The 18,975-nt window shown below is 34.6% G+C and carries 10 protein-coding genes, 1 tRNA gene and 1 pseudogene; 5 read left to right on the forward strand and 7 right to left on the reverse strand.

Annotated features, from left to right (window positions below):
* Positions 1–653: 653 nt before the first annotated feature.
* Positions 654–1,574 (reverse strand): serine aminopeptidase domain-containing protein, encoded by a 921-nt coding sequence (locus NPX98_RS04900; RefSeq protein WP_269023041.1) that lies wholly within the window; start codon positions 1,572–1,574, stop codon positions 654–656.
* A gap of 266 nt (positions 1,575–1,840) precedes the next feature.
* Between NPX98_RS04900 and NPX98_RS04905 the strand changes: the two genes are divergently transcribed.
* The gene (locus NPX98_RS04905; RefSeq protein ID WP_269023042.1) at positions 1,841–2,338 is read left to right on the forward strand and encodes an Hsp20 family protein; all 498 of its coding nucleotides are present in this window, start codon (positions 1,841–1,843) and stop codon (positions 2,336–2,338) included.
* A 114-nt stretch (positions 2,339–2,452) separates the two neighbouring features.
* Here NPX98_RS04905 and NPX98_RS04910 read toward each other — a convergent pair.
* Positions 2,453–2,529, reverse strand: a tRNA-Pro gene (locus NPX98_RS04910).
* 662 nt (positions 2,530–3,191) lie between these two features.
* Between NPX98_RS04910 and sufA the strand changes: the two genes are divergently transcribed.
* On the forward strand, positions 3,192–3,569 hold the full coding sequence (gene sufA / locus NPX98_RS04915) for a Fe-S cluster assembly scaffold SufA (RefSeq protein ID WP_269023043.1): 378 nt from the start codon (positions 3,192–3,194) through the stop codon (positions 3,567–3,569).
* Between the two features lie 68 nt (positions 3,570–3,637).
* On the opposite strand, the gene mazG is transcribed toward sufA, so the two are convergent.
* The 4 genes and pseudogenes from mazG to NPX98_RS04935 all read right to left on the reverse strand — a co-directional run bounded on the left by mazG (position 3,638) and on the right by NPX98_RS04935 (position 13,788).
* A complete protein-coding gene (mazG, locus tag NPX98_RS04920) occupies positions 3,638–4,459 on the reverse strand; it encodes a nucleoside triphosphate pyrophosphohydrolase (RefSeq protein WP_269023044.1) in 822 nt (273 codons plus the stop codon).
* Between the two features lie 566 nt (positions 4,460–5,025).
* Positions 5,026–5,335, reverse strand: a pseudogene (locus NPX98_RS04925) (acyl carrier protein).
* Positions 5,336–5,509: 174 nt separating this feature from the next.
* On the reverse strand, positions 5,510–7,843 hold the full coding sequence (locus NPX98_RS04930; protein WP_269023045.1) for an NADP-dependent malic enzyme: 2,334 nt from the start codon (positions 7,841–7,843) through the stop codon (positions 5,510–5,512).
* 1,286 nt (positions 7,844–9,129) lie between these two features.
* Positions 9,130–13,788 carry a hypothetical protein gene (locus NPX98_RS04935; protein ID WP_269023046.1) on the reverse strand — a complete coding sequence of 1,553 codons (4,659 nt, stop codon included), beginning with the start codon at positions 13,786–13,788 and terminating at the stop codon, positions 9,130–9,132.
* A gap of 678 nt (positions 13,789–14,466) precedes the next feature.
* Between NPX98_RS04935 and hfq the strand changes: the two genes are divergently transcribed.
* The 3 genes from hfq (at position 14,467) to NPX98_RS04950 (ending at position 18,002) form a co-directional block, all read left to right on the forward strand.
* A complete protein-coding gene (gene hfq / locus NPX98_RS04940) occupies positions 14,467–14,706 on the forward strand; it encodes an RNA chaperone Hfq (protein ID WP_269023047.1) in 240 nt (79 codons plus the stop codon).
* A gap of 52 nt (positions 14,707–14,758) precedes the next feature.
* Positions 14,759–16,105: a GTPase HflX gene (hflX, locus tag NPX98_RS04945; RefSeq protein WP_269023048.1), complete on the forward strand. Its 1,347-nt coding sequence runs from the start codon at positions 14,759–14,761 to the stop codon at positions 16,103–16,105.
* Positions 16,106–16,895: 790 nt separating this feature from the next.
* Entirely contained in the window at positions 16,896–18,002 is a 1,107-nt protein-coding gene (locus tag NPX98_RS04950; RefSeq protein WP_269023049.1) for a COX15/CtaA family protein, read from the forward strand.
* On the opposite strand, the gene argC is transcribed toward NPX98_RS04950, so the two are convergent.
* Positions 17,991–18,926, reverse strand: a complete 936-nt coding sequence (argC, locus tag NPX98_RS04955) for an N-acetyl-gamma-glutamyl-phosphate reductase (protein WP_269023050.1) — start codon at positions 18,924–18,926, stop codon at positions 17,991–17,993. The genes NPX98_RS04950 and argC overlap by 12 nt on opposite strands.
* Positions 18,927–18,975: the final 49 nt, after the last annotated feature.

Genomic DNA, 18,975 nt, shown 5'->3' on the forward strand with positions numbered 1-18,975 from the left:
CAGAAAATCTCAGTGTTTAGATTATGTAAATTCAGTGTGTAGACATTGTATGTCTATTTAGTTGTGGATTCCATTTTTTTTGTAATCCTCCTAATGTTGTCTATATTTTTAAAATTCTTATAGATGTGTCGATTTTAAATGCCGCTGATTTGAATACCGCAGAAAAGAATTGCCATATTGCCATTGTTGCAGAAATCTGTACAACATGATGCCATTTTTATGGCTATGTATTTTGCATTTTCCTTTATTGATATGAATTATGAAGCCTGTAAATTTGATTCGGATTTATGTAGTTTTAACTTTTTTAGATTGAATCAAAATCATTTTACATTGCTTTGCTTGGTTTGAAGATAGACGAAGATAATAATATTATTTGGAAGAAAAACGGCTTTACAAAGGTTTCTTAATGGATATAAATTATTATTTTCTATATGTTTATAGTAAAAATTTTTAGTAATTTATCAGCCATTAGCAATTTAGTTTTGTTTTGCTGTTTTTTTAGAAACTTTTAAAAAATTTTGCTCATATATAGTGCAGATATATATTGAGTGTTTTGCTATACAGAGAATAACATTTTTTCTATCGGGCAAGCTTAGAGGGGTTTTTGATAGCGCGATCCATTATGCTACATAGGGTTTGTTAAATAATTTTACTCATGGATATGTTCCGGGAATGAATGCATCGAATGCTGCCCAAAATTGTTTTTGATAATATTCTTCGTGCATTATTGTATTGAGTTCAGCACCTATAATTGTAATGCTTTCTGCTAGATGCGTGAATAGACATAATTTTCGCGCTTCAATATTGTTTGCAATATTGTTTTGATTGGCAAGGATAAACAGTGTTGGAATTTGTAAATGTCCATTTAGGATATTTTTTTTCATAGCATCAATTGCATTGAGTGTTGACGCCATCCATCGGACTGTTGGTGGTTTGATAGGAAGACTAAGAGGTAAAGGTATTTCATTACTTTGCCCCAATTGCGTATCTTTTTGTTTTGCTTGTTTTAATTTTTTTTCACCTTTGATAGCTAGTTTTCCAAGTCCTATATCGGAAAGAAGTTGTATTAATTTATGTTGGAAACTATTTGTTTTATTCCCTAAAGGAGCGAAAAGAGGAGATACGCACAGCATCTTTTTGAATTTATGGTTGATAATACTCAATCCGCTAAGCGCTATTAATCCACCCATGCCATAAGTTAGCATATAGTAAGGTGGAGGGCAGTTAGGATAAATTATTTTATTAATAAATACATCTAAATCATTAATATCACTGTTTATATCAAAATAATTATGTCGGCTTTGTTTCTGTTTATTCGGTTGAGATCCATCTCTACCAAACCAATCGAATGTTGTTGTATAAAAACTACGTTGAGAAATTTCATTCATTGATGAAAAATATTCCTCTATGGCATTTGCATAACTTTCGAGAATAACAACTGTCCCTTTGGCTTTTTCTGTTGCAGAATGCGTTATCACAAAACGAATTTCACGATTGATATCTGTTTTTAAGTAGCCGTTATGAAAGTTTGGAGGAAAACAATCTCGGCTTGTAAAAGAAAGAGGTGTTTCCAATTGATACGCCTTTATGGTGTGTTTTTATAAATCGAAGTAAGGTAATAGAGAGAACTTACGTTTATTGTAATGATGATGAAAGATTAAGAAACAGTTATCTTATTTTACATGTTATTATGAATTAAAGCAGAAAAGAGTTGAAATGAGGAAGATCTATTCCCAAATAAATATTACAATCGCCATGATGGGATTGTTGGTTCGTAAACAAGTCTGCCATTTGGAGACTTTGTGGGTTAATGATAGTCGCTCTAAAGGAGGGCAATATTATGCGTCAAGTAGACTTTTCACCATTTTATCGTTCAACGGTAGGTTTTGATCATCTTTTAAATTGGTTTGATTCTAGAACTCAACTGGATGATGTTTCTTCTTATCCACCATATAATATTGAGCGTTTAAGTGAGGATTCTTATAGGATTTCTATGGCTGTTGCTGGCTTTTCTCAGAATGAAATCGATATCGAAACGCATTGCAACCAGCTAACCATTAGGGGTGAAAAAACACCTGAAAATTCTGATGAAGGACGTGACTTTCTTTATAGAGGAATTGCTTCACGTGCTTTTGAGCGGCGTTTTCATTTGGCCGATCATGTTAAGGTCATTGGAGCAGAATTAAGTGATGGCCTGCTTCATATTCAGCTTATAAGAGAAATGCCGGCTGAATTAAAACCAAAGAAGATAGTTGTACAAGCATCACCATCTATTGCTAGAAGTAGTGGCAATGGTCATATACGTAAAGCAAGTCTAGAAGTTGAGAAGACAGACTAATTATAGATTTCTAATATGCTAATAACGCGAGATGAAAGTCTCGCGTTTTTTATTCACTGTTTTCTCAAAAACATGCATATTCCTTATTCTTTGATACATGACTTGAAAAAATAATGGTCGGAGCGGCGGGATTTGAACCCACGACCCCTTGACCCCCAGTCAAGTGCGCTACCAGGCTGCGCTACGCTCCGAATAATCCAAAATGACTAAACAACTGTTCTTTTAAAGGCAAGAAAAAAATAAATAGAGTAAAATCTGAGATGTTCTTTTTTCATTTTAGACAAAGAAACTCAAAATGACAAAGATGAAAATTGCGCATTTTAATGTTTTTCTATTGATTTGAGATGAGCTATCAAATCATAAAGATTTTAACGAACATCGTTTATTTTTGTTCTTAATGTACGCATATTATAATTTTTTTATGTGTATTATTAATAGGTTAAATAATTTTTTTTAGATTTTAGATAATTTATTTTTTCAGCATAAACCATAGCTGGAAAAAAGCGATATCCTTTTAATGTTCTGTTTATTGGAGAAAATATTTTTTGAGGATAAACAAAATTTCATGAGTAGAGTAGAAGACTGCGCAATAAGAAAAAATGTTTTTATTTTCGATATTTGCGAAAAAAATTGTTTCCTATCGTTAAAGGGATCATAAAAAAACAGTAGCAATAAAAAGTGGATAATTAATAATTACAATTCAGTTTGTTTGATATGATATTTTATTTCTATAAGGAAAAGATCAAAATATACCAATTTATGTCTTGTTGTTCTATTCTTAATAGAACAAACTAAATAAAGTTTCGTCGACAAAATTATTTTAAGTTCTTGTTTTGCAAGAAAAGAGTGAATGATGAATCGTTTTTCAGTTATAAGTTTAACAGAAGCTGCAATAGCTCGTGTTAAGGCTATTATGGAATCGAAAGATGCGCATGGTATCCTTATCGGGATCAAGAAAGGTGGTTGCGCAGGAATGGAATATAGCATTACTCTTGTAAAAGAAGAGATGCCTGATGCGGATATTGTTGAAGCTAATGGTGCGCGTGTTTTTATCGCACGTGATGCAATATTGTTTTTGTTAGGAACGCAAATGGATTATGAAGTTACAACACTTCGTTCGGGTTTTATATTTAACAATCCTAATCAAATTTCAGCATGCGGTTGTGGTGAGTCGGTAGAGATTCGCCCTGCTTTACAAAATGAGTTCGATGAAATGTACAAAACTAATTGAGTTTAGTGAATAATTAGATTGGATAAGCTTTCTATTGATTTTTAAAGTTAATAAAAACATGCTGTTTTTTATAATTTAATTTTGGCTTCGTTCCAGAGAGATTCCATTTCTGTCAGAGATGCTTCAGACAACGTTTTGGATTGAGCAGATAGATTTTCTTCGATATAAGCAAAACGGTTACGGAATTTTATATTTGTTTTTTTTAATGCTTTTTGTGGATCGAAGTTCAAGTGGTGCGCGAGATTGAGCATGACAAAATAAAGATCGCCAAATTCAGCTTCTATATCTGAGGTTTGATTGGCTTCAATTGCTTCTTGCAGTTCATCAAGTTCTTCTTTGATTTTTGCAAAAATGTCATCATTTTTTTTCCAGTAAAATCCTACTTGAGCAGCTTTTTTTTGTAAAGCAAGTGCTTCTTGCTCTGCTGGTTGGGTTTGTTTTACTTTTGCAAGATAGCTTGTTTGCGTATCATCTGGTAGACCTACTTTTTCGCACTGTTGTTGTCGTTCTTCTTTTTCTATTTTTTTGATATTTTCCCACATACCCTTTATAAAACCGCGACTTTTTTGTTCTTCATTTCCAAAAATATGGGGATGACGACGAATCATTTTTGCAGTAATTGCATAGACGATATCATCAAAAGTAAAGCTGCCTTCTTCTTCGGCAATGACAGCATAGTAGACGACTTGTAATAGAAGATCACCAAGTTCATCGCAAAGATCCCTTCGATTACCCTGTTCAATGGCATCGATGACTTCGTAAACTTCTTCGAGCGTATAAGGTATGAGTGATTCAAAAGTTTGTTTTATATGCCACGCGCAACCGTTATTACGATTTCGTAGTGTTGCAATAATTGCACGAAGACTATTGATATCTTTTGATGCAAACACTTATGTCTCTCTATGAATAATATAAACAGATTATTCGCTTCAACCTTAATGAAAATCACACCTTTGCTCAAGACATTCACGTACCCCAAGGACGTATCCAAGCTAAACAATATCATTTAATTTTTTGTACAGAGCCATTCACTTCGATTTTATTTTTTGTATCAAGAGAAAGCTTTATGCGCTCATATAATTTTAAACGATACCACTCTCCAGTTCATTGAACACAATACAGTGAATAAATATCACATTGCTTGATTAAATTTGTAATAAATGTTCCAGAAATACCTAGGAAAAATTTTTGATCGCTGAGCATCCCAATATTTTTACTTTCTTTTAATCTTTTTGCTAACGCTTAAGCTGCCCAAGCTTTAAGAAAATCAGGTGTTCTAAAAAAGTGTGTTTGCTTCTAAGAATTTGTGCTGCAATATTTTAAAGAGCACTGTCACATTGGATTAAAACTTTATGCACATCTCAGTTCAAAATTTCCACTATGGGCTGTAAAAAAATATGCAGCTTCAATCATATCCATTGTTGATGTTTAACTATTCATTTCTTTTCATTCCGCATCATAAATAAAAATTCATCGGTTGTTTTAAGGAAACAAATTTATCAATCTTTGCACAAAAATTTTCAATAACAAATATTTTTCAGTTGCATTACCTTCTCATTGGCTTCTTTGTATCTATTATTCTAACAGAATTTTAATTCCAAAAACTTTATCAATAGCAAAACAATATCAGAAAAATCGATGTTATCAATTCCTAAGTCATCAATTGTATAACTTTTAGGTGCAATTTATTTGCGATCAATTTCACAGATTTTTGCAATAATATCAGTAATTTTATCAAAAACAGAAGGTAATGCGCAATTCCTTATTATGGTTTATAAATATTAGTAAAATTCCCTATTTAGCTTTTTGACTTTTAAAAAAGGACTTAATTCCAAAACCATCTATTTTTTTGATATTAAAAAATAGGTTCGTCGTATAGCAAGTTGTTTCTTTTCAAAATTTTGAAGAAAGTTTTGAAATTTTATTCCAAGTAACGGTGATTAATTATCTTTATTTAACCTTATGAACGTGTTTTTTTTATTCGCAGCAAGTACTGCAAGTGCTGTCATATTAACAACACCTCGTGAGGTTACTGAAGGCGTTAAGATATAAGCAGGACGTGCAGCACCGATTAAGATTGGACCTACGTGGAGCGCATTTGTTAGGCTTTTAACGATATTGAGTGTGATATTGGCTGCATCAAGCGTTGGAAAGACAAGTAAATTAGCTTCGCCTTTAAGACGCGAATTAGGGAAAACACGATCGCGAAAAATTTGAGAAAGAGCTGCATCACCATGCATTTCTCCATCGGCTTCTAAATCTGGGTATAACTTAGATAGAATTTCAGTAGCGCGACGCATTTTACGCGCACTTGCTGTATTTTTGGAACCAAAGTTTGAATGTGACAGCAAAGCTACTTTAGGTGTTATACCAAAAGCTTCAATTCCTTGTGCTGCTAGCACTGTCATTTCTGCTATTTCTTCTGCAGAAGGATTTTCATTAACGTAAGTATCTGTTAGAAAAAGCTTACCATATGAGGAAATAAGTAAACTGACAGCAGAAAAATGACTCACATTTGGATCAAGGCCAATAATTTGTTCGATTAATTCAAGATTTCGCTCAAAACGTCCTTCTAGGCCGCAAATCATTGCATCGGCTTCCTCCCGCATAACCGCAAGGGCAGCAATAGCTGTCGTTGACGTTCTCACGATTGTTTTTGCAACGTCAGGTGAGACACCATGTCTGCCTGTATAATGCAGAAATAAATTAACATAATCACGAAAACGTGGATCATCTTCTGGATTTGTAAGTTCAAAGTCTATGCCAGGACGAATTTTTAAGCCAAAGCGTTTTAACCTTGCTTCTACTACATGTGGACGTCCAATGAGAAGGGGAATTGCGGTTTTTTCTTCAAGAACAATTTGTGCTGCACGAAGAACACGTTCATCCTCACCATTGGCATAAATCACGCGTTTACGTTTTGCTATTTTTGCAGCTGAAAAAACGGGTTTCATTATTAAACCAGAACGAAACACAAAACGATTAAGAACATCGCTGTAAGCTTCCATATCTTCAATTGGCCGGACTGCCACGCCGGTCTTCATTGCAGCTTGAGCAACGGCAGGAGCGATGCGCAGGATTAAACGCGGATCAAAAGGGGAAGGGATAAGATAGTTTGGCCCAAAACTGGGTTGCTCTTTGGAATATGCACGTGCTGCAATATCTGAAGATTCTTCACGAGCAAGGGCAGCGATGGCGTGGACTGCAGCTATTTTCATTTCTTCATTAATAGCGGTAGCACTAACGTCTAATGCACCACGGAAGATATAAGGAAAACAAAGAACATTATTGACCTGATTTGGGTAATCAGAACGTCCTGTACAGATCATTGCATCTGGTCGTACGATACAAGCTTCTTCGGGCATAATTTCTGGTGTTGGATTAGCAAGTGCTAGGATTAATGGCTTTGGAGCCATTTTTTTCAGATATTCAGGTTTTAAAACACCGCCTGCTGAAACACCTAGAAAGATATCTGCATTCTCAATGATTTCAGATAAAGTCCGTGCATCAGTTTTTTGTGCATACTTTATTTTCCAACGATCCATAAGTGTTTCGCGACCTTCATAAACAACACCGTCTAAATCGCTAAGCCAAATATTTTCAATTTTTGCTCCAAGGTAAACCAAAAGATTAATACACGCTAACGCAGCTGCACCCGCACCCGAGGTAACGATTTTTGCATCTTCAATTTTTTTTTCAGCAAGACTTAATGCATTTAACACGGCGGCGGAAACAATAATGGCCGTTCCGTGTTGATCATCATGAAAAACCGGAATATTCATTTTAGCACGAAGTTTTTCTTCTATTTCAAAGCATTCCGGAGCTTTAATGTCTTCAAGATTGATACCACCGAAGGTCGGTTCCAATGCCGATACGGTTTCAACTACTTTTTCAATATCGTGTGCATTAAGTTCAATATCAAAAACATCAATATTCGCAAACTTTTTGAATAAAACAGCTTTTCCTTCCATGACTGGTTTTGACGCAAGCGGACCAATATTTCCTAATCCTAGAACAGCAGTTCCGTTTGATATAACGGCGACTAAATTGGAGCGGGAAGTATATTGAGCTGCAAGTTTTGGGTCTTCATGGATTGCAAGACATGGAGCAGCGACACCCGGAGAATAAGCAAGAGCCAGATCACGTTGATTATCAAGAGGTGTTGTTGCGTGTATTTCCAATTTTCCTGGTTTTGGATATTGATGATAAAAAAGTGCTGCATCGTCATGTTCAGTTTTTTGTGAACTGAAATTATTGTTTTGTTCTGTAGACATTATTTACGATATCCAGGTTAGTATACGTTTATATAGGGTTGTCATCTATGATATAAGGTTTTTGTTCGCTAATGGCTCCTAATTTGAATACAAAATGCGTCATCCTGAATTACCATTACCAAGTCATTTTATGGATGGTTGTTTTTGCACGGCTTGGTAATTATTTTATTTCTCTCTGTTCTTAGTAAAATTTCTGCCACAATTAGTCACTTTGAAAAAGCTAATAGAATAGACACTGCATTAGCAAGTAGTCACTCTTTTTGCAATGTATACATGATATAACGTCAGAAGTACAAAAGATGATTGCTTGATCCTTTAAAACTGAATTTCATAAAGCATATCCCTCATTATTATTCGATATATTCTTGTAGTAAGTGTGTGAAGAATTTTAAAAATCCCCGATATTTTAATATCTTTTTTGTTATTAATATGCTTTTAAAAGGAGGCTGACAAGCCTTAGTGTTTTTTGTTATTAATGCAAGGTAAAAAAAATTCAACGGCTTTATGATTAAAGCTTTGTCAAATCCTTTGGAAGATGCTGAAAAATAACATCAGGTATAAAGAAGTAAATAGCAAATATATACAATTTAATGAGCATATTGTAAATGGATTTAATCTTTTTAGATGTCTGTTTATCAAAATTGCTAATAGTGTTTGAGAACAGTCAGCTATTTACATATTATTTCCAATATGATTATTATGAAATATTAATAGATAGTCCATTGAAGCACAAATATTCAATTGTTCAATGTTTGAATTTCAGAGTTTAGTTTGGTCATATTGAATTTGAAAGACAACATTCTAAACGAAGAAATTCTTTTATAAGGCAGCAGCTCAGAAAAATCTTATTGCCATTCTATGCTCATATTAAGATATATCAATTTAATGTTAAACGACCTAAATTCTTATAAAAGGTACTACATTTACTGACTACAAGTGTTTACCATGTGCATAATATTTTAGAAATATTGAATAATAATACGTAAAACATACAGATAATCATCTGTATGTTTATTCTTAGAGATCAATCAATATACCTCAATTTGTAGACCACGATATTAATTTTATTATCGCTACAGTAGAAATTAAGCCTAAAATGATAGAAGGCCGCATTGAAAACATTAAAGCTAATAAAGCTTTTTGAGTACACAGAAAAAAATAGATCATCAGAACAGAAAAAATAAATACACTCGCATGCTGAACAAATTCTTTTAACAAACATCCCTAATAAGGTTTATTAAATAACAAGGAAGAAAAAAGTATTTGATTCTCTCTTTGTTTCTATCTTATTGAATTCGTTCGCTTGCATGGGCAAGCATCGTGTAAACCTTTCCAGTAGCTGATATCAGATACTCACGAATTAAGCTGTTATCTTCAGAATTACGGGACATGTCGCGTAATAATTTTTCAAAATCAGCAGTGTATTGATTGACTGACCGTTTAAAATCAATATCACTTGCGTATTTCTTCTTAATTGCTTCAAATATCATTCTTCCATTCAAGGTATAAAGACGTTCTGTCACAATGTTTCTTTGCCCACGTCGATAATTGTTCCATAACGCAACGATAGCATCGTGATCAACGGCTTGTACTATATTTTCTGCCAATGCATCAAGAGATCCACTCATAGAACGGGATTCCGCTTGTACTGATGCAAGAACAGGGGCGCTCTCCATTGAAGAAACAAGGGCACTCTCTATTTCTTCACACAACGGTTCTTCACGTGAGGCTCTTGCCAAGAGGTCTGATACCCATTTGTTTTGCTTTGCTTTGTTCTGATCCTGTTCCCAAATAGGCTTTGGTGGTACTATTTTCTTTTTGGCTGATGCAAGTTCATCATTGCAATTACTATTTTGCATAGCGCTTACCAAGTCTTTTAATGCCATAATCTGTTCATTTAGAGCGTAGCGAATTGATTGCGTTGTCTCTTTTGTCTTGGCTGGAAGTTCTTGAACATTTTCATGAAGATTATCATTAATTTTTGAAAATTCTAAACGAATTTCATTTGCTGAGCGACGTATATCTTCTGCTGCGTTTGAAAAACGTATTGAAGCTTCATTAATCAGTTGATTAAGTGATTGCTGCAGCCCATCTGTGGAATTTCGCGCATTTTCATCAGCACGCTCAAATGCCAAGTTGAGAACATTCTCATAATGTCCGATAAGTTGATTAACTTCAGCAGATTTTGCAACAAGCGTATTGCTTAGTGCGGATAGCATTTGTTGTTTTTGTTCGAGTGTTGCACCGAGTGTATTTTCTGATTGTTCGAGAACATGAATAGTTTCAGAAAGTGTTTTAGCATGCTCAGCAAAATTGCTTGTTATATAACTAATTTTCTCAAATGTGTTTTGTGAAAGCCCCTGGAGAATCTCCACATTGTTTTGGAGAGTTTTGCCTGAAGAAAACAAGTTTTCTGCCACTTGGTTAGTATGGTGGAAAAAATTATTTGCAGTTTCGTTTAACTGACCATCAATATTTTGAACTGCAGATATCAGAGTATTACTATTTTCATGGATATTGTAAATTGATCGATTCAATTGCTCAAGGATAGCAGAAACATTACTGACCATATCCTCTTTGACCATGGTCATAGCTTGAACAGTTTCAGAATTTGTCTGCGTAAGAGTGTTTACTAAGTTTTCATTTTGTTTATGAATTTTTTTCGCAGCTTCTTGCGTCGAGAGAGAAAGTTGTTCACTGATATTCTGTGTTAAATGCTCAATCGATTTTGTTGTGTTCTGCGCAGCTTGATTCAAATAATCTGTTAATCCTGTTAGTTGTTCAATATGTCCCGCAATTTGAATAGTTGTTTGATTTTTTGCTTCTTCTAAACGATTGCCCACATGAGCAATCTGATATCCTAAATTATTTCCAAGCTCTTGCATAGATTGATGAAGAACATTGGAACGTTCATTGAGCAATTGTTCAATTGCTATAGCTGAAGTATGAATTGTCTCATTAAGCAATGTTTGTGCGTTATTACCTGCTATTTTAAAAGCTTCTGAAGTCTGAGCCGTTTGTTTAGCCAAACTAGAAAGAACTTTTTCACCAGTCTCATAAATTGTTTGTTCTACATTTGATACAATACGATTGCCAGATTCCGAGAGAACATTTTCTGCCTTTAAAGTAATATCAGCAAAAGACGAAATAAACTGGCTGCCGGCAGAGAGGATAGAGGTTTCTGACTTTTCTACTTGATCAGCCATTATTAATGTTAATTTTTCAGAAACATTAACGAGTTTTTCTTGTACTTTATCTGTTTCGTTATGCAACGATGAAAGCATTTTCTCACCCGTAGAAGAAAGAGCACTAGACGCTTTTATAATATTATCCTGCATGTTGTCTGTGACCATATTAACGGAATTTTCTAATGTAATACGTATATTATCAACGCTTGATTCCAGTGCTTGTTGAATTGCTTGGCTGTGCTGATTATTAAGAACAATAGATGTTTTCAAGTCATCAGAGCGCTCTTCAAAAACCGAGGTTTGTATCTCAATTGTTTCACACACTTGACCAAGTTTTTCGGATAATGTTCCTTCTAGTGTGGCTGCTCGTTCAAAAATTTGACGCGCACGGTTTTCTAAATCTTCATCAAATGATTCCATGCGTGTTTCGAGAGTTTCAAAGAACACACCATTTGATTGAGAAAGGGTATTTTTAAGAGTTTCAGTATGATTTTCAAGGTTTGTTATATGATGTTGAACAGTTTCACTAATAACTTTGTTATGATTAATAATTGCATTCTCAACAAAGCCCGCTTGTTGTTTTAATGCCATATCAACATGTATATCACTTTTTTCGATGAGACTGTGGATTGTATTCATACGCTGTTCGAGCGTGCGTGCTTGATCTGCCAAAACTTCATTGAGAGAAAAACTATTAATAGCCAAAGAATCACGTAGGGCATCAGCACGTATATCAATATTTTGAGCATGTACTGTTAATGCATTGTTAGTTGTTTCACAGCTTTCTGTAACGACTTTTTGTAGCTTTTCTGTGCAGTGAACTATGTCTGCCACATGATTTTCAGCAAACTGATTAACAATTTGAACATTATCAATCAAAATCTTTTCAATATTCGCAGTATTTTCGGTCAACAGATCAGTCTGATGTTTTAATGTGTCAGCAATTTTATTCCTTTCATCATTGAGCATATTTGCCATTATGTCTCTTTGATCAGAAATTTGTAATTTGAAATCCTGTGAGTGCTCCTCTATAATGTCGACAATCGCACTATCAATATTTTTAATTTCTTCTCTCAGTATTTTTTTACTTTGCTCAACTGCAGAAAAAACATTATTTTGTCCATTCGTAAATACATTGGCAATATCAGAGGTTTTTTCCGTAAGATTTGCATTAATTTGTGAGACATGAGTTTCTAAAAATCCACCAAGTTTTTCAGCATTATCTTCTAAGGCTTGACTACGAGCAATGAAGGATTCGATAATAGAATCACTATGTTTTTTAAGAGAAAGATCAACGTTCACTAAACGGTTTTCAAAGGATTCAATTGCTTTTGAGGTTATGTTATCAAATTTAGAAGAAAGCTTACATGCTCGCTCGTCAAGCTGCACAATTTTTTCATCAAAATTTTGCAATGATTGGCTGTTACGATCAACGATTGCTGCATCCAATATCTTAAATTTTTCATCGACAGTGGATAGTGCTTGGGTCGTAGCTGTTTGTATGTTTTTCGTAATGCCAGCAATATGCACTTCAGCTCTCGCAGTTAGTTCGTGGAAGGTATTTTCTAACTGTTTTTCACTATGATCAAAAAGTTCTGAAAAATTATCAAAGTTTTTTCCTAATTCATGGAAGAAACCTATGTTTTTTTTCTGAATTTGTGTCGTTGTTTCATTAAGCTTTTCAATGACCTGATTTGTTACTCCATCACTTGCATAGGAAATCTTCTCAATAAGATCCTCACCTTGTTTGTGCAAAGTTTGGGAAATAGTTTGTGTAAGATTTTCAATGTTGGTCACAATTTTGGATGTAACCAAACCAAATTCATCACTTAGTTGTTCTTTTGTTCCTGTAATTGTTGACCGTATACGATCAGCATGATTCAAAATTGCTGCGCGCTCATTATTCAATTCTTTGATTAAAGTGTGAAGACGTGATTCATTTTCAGCATAAGCTACTTCAAGATGATGCACTTCACTTTGTATAATAGCTTCAAGTTCAATAGCACGTTCGAGAGTTCGTTCAATTCCCTCATTCATTGCTGCTACTTCTTTACGAATAGCTTGTCCTACAGCAACGGCTTGCTCTTCAGACAGGTACTGGGGCTCACTGAGACGTTGTGCAGCACTTGTCATAAGAGTCGCAATATTGTGTAATTCGTTTGAACGTTTTGTTAGTTGAGCAAATCCCCATGTCATAAGTATAGGGATTGCTGTTCCAGCTGCTACAGCTAATCCAACAGGAGATGTAATAAAATTCGCGATATTCGCTAAAGAGCTTAGTCCAGCAGGAGCTAATTTATGAGCAATGAAAGCACCACCTGTTGCCCATAAAGCACTCAGTGCTGTTGTACTCCAATAGATCTGAGAAGACTTTTGTTTTAATAATTTAAATTTTGAAGGAGCTGTTATATCATCATTGGCGGGAAATAATTGCGTAGACAATAGCGTATTACGCACAGTTCCACCTGAAAGTTCATGTACAGGTCTTTGACCAAAAAGCTGTTCACCAACTGAATCATCAATAACAGCAGTATCATGAATGTTAGAGGTAGATGTTGAGGCATTATTTTTAGAAAGAATTTCTTCTTCTGCTGTCGTAATTTTTTGAATCAAATCATCTACATTGATGTGATTTGCGAAATCATTTGATAACATTGCTTCAAACGATGCATTAGATGCATTATCAGAGTTTATTGCTTTTTCAAGAGCTTCCTCAACTTCTACTTCAAATGTTTGTAATTTGGTTCTGCGTGCCATACTCGCCTCATACTCTATAGAGATGGAAAAGAAATACGTACTTTTCCAGATACTGCTGTATATTAACCTTTAATTATTTAGAAAGAAATACACTCAAGCAAAAAGTTTGAAAACTTGATTACGATAAGGTTAACGCGGCTCTTATTATTTGTTGAAAAATGATAAAAACTTATTAAAAACAAAATGATAGGATATCATAATCTAGGATAAAAATATTGTTCATAACTCAGATGTTATGTACTTTGCTCATTTAACAGAGAGAGATTTCTACCGTCTAGAAGGTAGATATATTAAGTTTTGTGTCTAAACTGTGTCTCAATTCGTTTTTATCTTATTCGATAATCGTTGATTCTAAATCAGATGGATTGGCAGTTTGGATACTATCAAATTATACACTTATCAGAATAAAATTGGTTTTTTCTTCATTATCAAAGAATCGCATATTTTGACAGTATTTTGCGCAAAAAAATTGCACAAAAAATGAAAAATTAATTTCTAGGGTAGAGTATAGTGAAAAACAAACGCTAGAAATTTTTATATTTGGTATTTTTTGTGATATTTATAATTTAGTTAAGCGGCATTTTGTTAACTTTTTAATGCTACTACGTTGACAATGGAGTATTTTTCAGTCGATATGTGTTCACGGGTATTTTGTGCAATTCGAAAGGTGTAAGAATAATGGCAGAACGATCACAGCACCTGCAAGATGTGTTTTTAAATACAGTTCGCAAGCAAAAAATTTCTCTTACAATTTTTCTTATAAATGGTGTTAAATTGACAGGTATTGTAACGTCATTTGATAATTTTTGTATCCTTTTACGTCGTGATGGGCATGCGCAATTGGTTTATAAACATGCTATTTCTACAATCATGCCTGGACAATCTGTACAGATGTTTGAAAGTGAAGATTCTCAATAAATAGGTTCTTCTCTTGTGAGGCTTTTATTCTTTGTTTAATGTTTTCATTTAAATGGTTATGATGGAGAATGAGAGATCTGAGAAGTTTATTGCACAGGCTATAGGGCAGGTGCGTGCTATTGTTCTTATACCGATTTACTATGGGCAGAAATGTGAAAAGATTTCAAGTAAACATTCGTTATCGTCTCGGGTAAAGGAAGCGTTGGGCCTAGCGCGCGCTATTAGGCTAGATATTGTTTATTATGAAACTATTAATATTATCACACCACGTCCTTCAACTTTGTTTGGGACGGGTAAGGTGGAGACGTTTGCTTACTATATAAGTAAGCATCATATTTCTCTTGTAATTGTGGATCATTTTTTGACACCAGTTCAGCAGCGTAATTTAGAAAAATCATGGAGTTGTAAGGTCATTGATAGAACTGCTTTGATTCTTGAAATTTTTGGTGATCGCGCACGAACCAAAGAAGGAATTTTGCAAGTTGAATTGGCGCATTTATCCTATCAAAAAAGCAGGCTGGTTCGTAGTTGGACACACTTAGAAAGGCAACGCGGTGGCAGTGGTTTTTTAGGTGGACCTGGTGAAACACAAATTGAAGCGGATAGGCGTATTTTGCAAAATAAAATCAATCGTATTCGTTGTGAATTAGAAACCGTTGTTAGAACACGTGCTCTTCATCGAGCTAATCGAAAAAAGATACCACATCCTGTTGTCGCTTTAGTCGGATATACTAATACAGGAAAGTCAACTCTTTTCAATTGCTTAAGCGGTGCAGATGTATTGACAAAAGACATGTTATTTGCAACGCTTGATCCAACTTTACGCAAAATTATTCTTCCTCATGAACAAGCCATTCTTTTATCAGATACTGTGGGTTTTATTTCTAATTTACCAACACATTTGATTGCGGCTTTTAGAGCAACTCTTGAAGAAGTGATTGAAGCAGATTTAATTCTCCATGTGAAAGATATATCAGATCCTGATCATTGTGCCCATGCCCAAGATGTGTTGGAAACACTTTCAAGTCTTGGTATCAATACTGGCAATACGGATCATATCGTGGAAGTTTGGAATAAGATTGATATATTGGATGAGCATGCATTAAGTGTTTTGCAAACAAGCGCAAAAACATTGTCAAACCCTGCATTAATGGTGTCCGCGCTTACAGGGAAAGGGCTGGATCAATTGTTAGAAACGATTGAAAAGCGGATTTTTGGAGAAACGCAAAGTGTTGAATTTATTTTAAAACCTGATGAAATGCTGCTTATTGATTGGTTTTATAAGAATTCTGCTCAGATAAAACAAGAAGGCCATGATGATGGTTCTGTTACCATTAGGGCAGTTCTTACCAATGAAGCAAAAAAGCGCTTAGATCAGATAAAACAAAATATGCATTAGAATTTCTTTTAATATATTAAAAGAAAATTTTCTTTTTCTTTATATTCTGCTTCTAAAAAGTAATATATATTTAAATTAATAGTATAGTTATTTATCTTAATCAAGCACTGTAAAGTATTTTTACGATTTATAAATATAAAACTTAATCACAATGAGAGTCTATTGGTACATATATGAAATGCTTTGATTGTTGTTTTTATTTGTACTGTGCACAGTTTTTATTTGACTATTGTTTTATCTTATTCGCTTGCGCCCTTATCAAGCGATATTAACATTTATGTTATCTGATGCTACAGACAAGATAATATTATCGCATTTATTACCACTGCAGTTTATTATTTCTAATCATTCAATCCTTCATGGGGGGATTTTTATTAAGAGAAAACTTTACAGAAATATTCGATTGTTTTGCATAGTGATCTGATTAATCTTGCTTTTGATTCACATCGAGGATTGAGCGATATTAATGGGTGCAGCTGCATGATGTTATTTGTGTACAAAGTTACTCCAAATGGTACTCTTAGCATATTGCGCAATGAATAGACTGTTTATTCTTGTTTTCCCTTTAATAAATATGGCTGGATAGTGTGGAGGGGTATCCAAATTTATGAAAACTGTTACCGCGTTATTGCATAATTAAGCTTTGCAAAACGGAAAGAATGCTCACATGTTATAGTACAGACACTTATTTTTGAATAACATTGTTGCATTTATTGCAACAATCGCGATTTAGTGTTTAAACTTGAAAGATATTTACAGCTGGAGATAAATTGAGTGGGGGCGATCAGAAATGGCAATAAAAAAATTGGATGATATCACTTTGACACCTCTACAAAAGAAAAATCGGAAACAGATTCAAGTATGGCTTGATACGATTTTAGTTCTTTGTTTGATTATTGTTTTAGTTGGGGGAGCAACTCGCTTAACAGGATCCGGGTTATCTATAACTGAATGGAAACCAATACATGGCGTGATCCCGCCGATTGGTACAGATCAATGGCAGGAAGAATTTTCGAAGTATCAACAGATAGCGCAATATAAATTGCTGAATCATGATATGACATTAAATGCTTTTAAGGTTATTTTTTGGTGGGAATGGGGGCATCGTGTTCTTGGTCGCCTTGTTGGTCTTGTCTCTTTATTAGGTCTATTTTGGTTTTGGGTCACTAAGCGTATTGAAAAAAATATGTTGTTGCAGTTGATTTCTGTACCGGTTCTGATTGCATTTCAAGGTGTTATTGGCTGGTGGATGGTGGCATCCGGTCTTGGTCAAAGTAATCTAACAAGTGTTAGTCAATACCGTTTAGCGATTCATCTCATAACAGCATGTTTTGTTATAATTTTTGTTACTTATTTATCTCGAGGTCTTTCTGAATATTCAGAAAGACCAACAGACCAAGCTGTTCAACGTTTTGCGGGTTGGCTTGTTTTTTTTATTTTAATTGAGATTTATTTTGGTGCTTTAGTAGCAGGTCTCCATGCGGGTAAAATGTACAATACATGGCCATTAATGGATGGTCAGATTATTCCTGATGGTTTGTTGAATTATAATCCAGTTTGGCTCAATTTATTTGAAAATCCTTTGACAGTTCAATTTATTCATCGTTGCATTGCTTACTTTTTGTTTATTATAGCGATTATTCACGCTCTATACGTACATAGGTATATTCCGCATTCGACTCATGCTCGCCGTGCGTTTTTTTTATGTTCTGTCATTGTTGCCCAAGCATTTTTAGGGATTATTACATTGTTAAATGAGGTTCCAATAAATTTTGGTCTTATTCACCAAGGTGTTGCATTGGTAATATTATGCTTTTCAGTTGCGCATTGGCGCGCAACAAAGGGAGCATATCCCATTGTTGATAAGGATTGGCAACGGGAAACGCTAGCGTCCTAAGAGCATTAAATCAAGGTTTTGAACAACAGCTGCTGCTGCACCTTTTCCCAAATTATCTAATACGGCACAGAGATTGAAAATATCTTCATTTTCGTTGCCGAAGACGAAAAGTTTCATGTTATCTTTATGCGCTAAGCATTCTGGGTCTAGTTTGGTAAGCGTATTAGTCTCTTCTTGTGATGCGATGGATATAATATTTTGACCATTGTAATGAGCATTAAAAATTTCGCGCAGATTAGAGCAATTTGCGGATTTTGTGAATAAACTGCGATGTAATGGAAGGTTTACGATCATTCCTTGAGGAAAACGACCAACACTTGGTACAAAAATGGGTGTTTGCTCGATTTGTCCGTGGATTTTTATTTCTGGCACGTGTTTATGTTTAAGATTAAGACCATAAACAAAGTAATTTTTCCAAAGGGCATTTTTTTGAGATTTATTTTCCATTTGAGCGATTAATTGTTTACCTCCACCTGTATAGCCAGATATAGCATTAATTGATATTGGATAATGGGCGTCTAATAAACCTGCTTCACGTAAAGGACGAATCAAGCTAATTGCTCCAGTGGGATAACATCCAGGATTAGTAACATAACGCGCTTCTTGGATGCGTTCTTTTTGTCCTGTTGTCATTTCAGGAAAGCCGTAAACCCATCCCGATGCAATGCGGTGGGCTGTTGAGCTATCAATGATTCTAATTCTTTTGTTATTTTTGAGAAGTTTGACTGTTTCGCGTGCGGTATCATCTGGAAGACATAAAATAGCAATATCTGCTTGGTTAAGATACTCTTGCCGAGAGTCAATTCTATGTCGGTCTGCATGAGGAATAGAGAGCAATTCTAAATCAGAACGATTTGCTAACCGTTTTTGTATTTGTAGTCCGGTTGTTCCATGTTCACCATCAATAAAGATTTTTGTCGCCATCATAGTTGCCTTAAATCAATTTTTTGCTGCAATATCTAGCTTGTATGAT

Source organism: Bartonella sp. A05 (assembly GCF_026930145.1).
Taxonomy (GTDB): domain Bacteria; phylum Pseudomonadota; class Alphaproteobacteria; order Rhizobiales; family Rhizobiaceae; genus Bartonella.

Excerpts from the sequence above, each read along its gene's own strand:
- NPX98_RS04935 (WP_269023046.1), bottom strand. The coding sequence starts at position 13,788 with ATGGCACGCAGAACCAAATTACAAACATTTGAAGTAGAAGTTGAGGAA.
- NPX98_RS04930 (WP_269023045.1), bottom strand. The coding sequence starts at position 7,843 with ATGTCTACAGAACAAAACAATAATTTCAGTTCACAAAAAACTGAACAT.
- hflX (WP_269023048.1), top strand. The coding sequence starts at position 14,759 with ATGGTTATGATGGAGAATGAGAGATCTGAGAAGTTTATTGCACAGGCT.
- argC (WP_269023050.1), bottom strand. The coding sequence starts at position 18,926 with ATGGCGACAAAAATCTTTATTGATGGTGAACATGGAACAACCGGACTA.
- NPX98_RS04950 (WP_269023049.1), top strand. The coding sequence starts at position 16,896 with ATGGCAATAAAAAAATTGGATGATATCACTTTGACACCTCTACAAAAG.
- sufA (WP_269023043.1), top strand. The coding sequence starts at position 3,192 with ATGAATCGTTTTTCAGTTATAAGTTTAACAGAAGCTGCAATAGCTCGT.
- NPX98_RS04905 (WP_269023042.1), top strand. The coding sequence starts at position 1,841 with ATGCGTCAAGTAGACTTTTCACCATTTTATCGTTCAACGGTAGGTTTT.
- hfq (WP_269023047.1), top strand. The coding sequence starts at position 14,467 with ATGGCAGAACGATCACAGCACCTGCAAGATGTGTTTTTAAATACAGTT.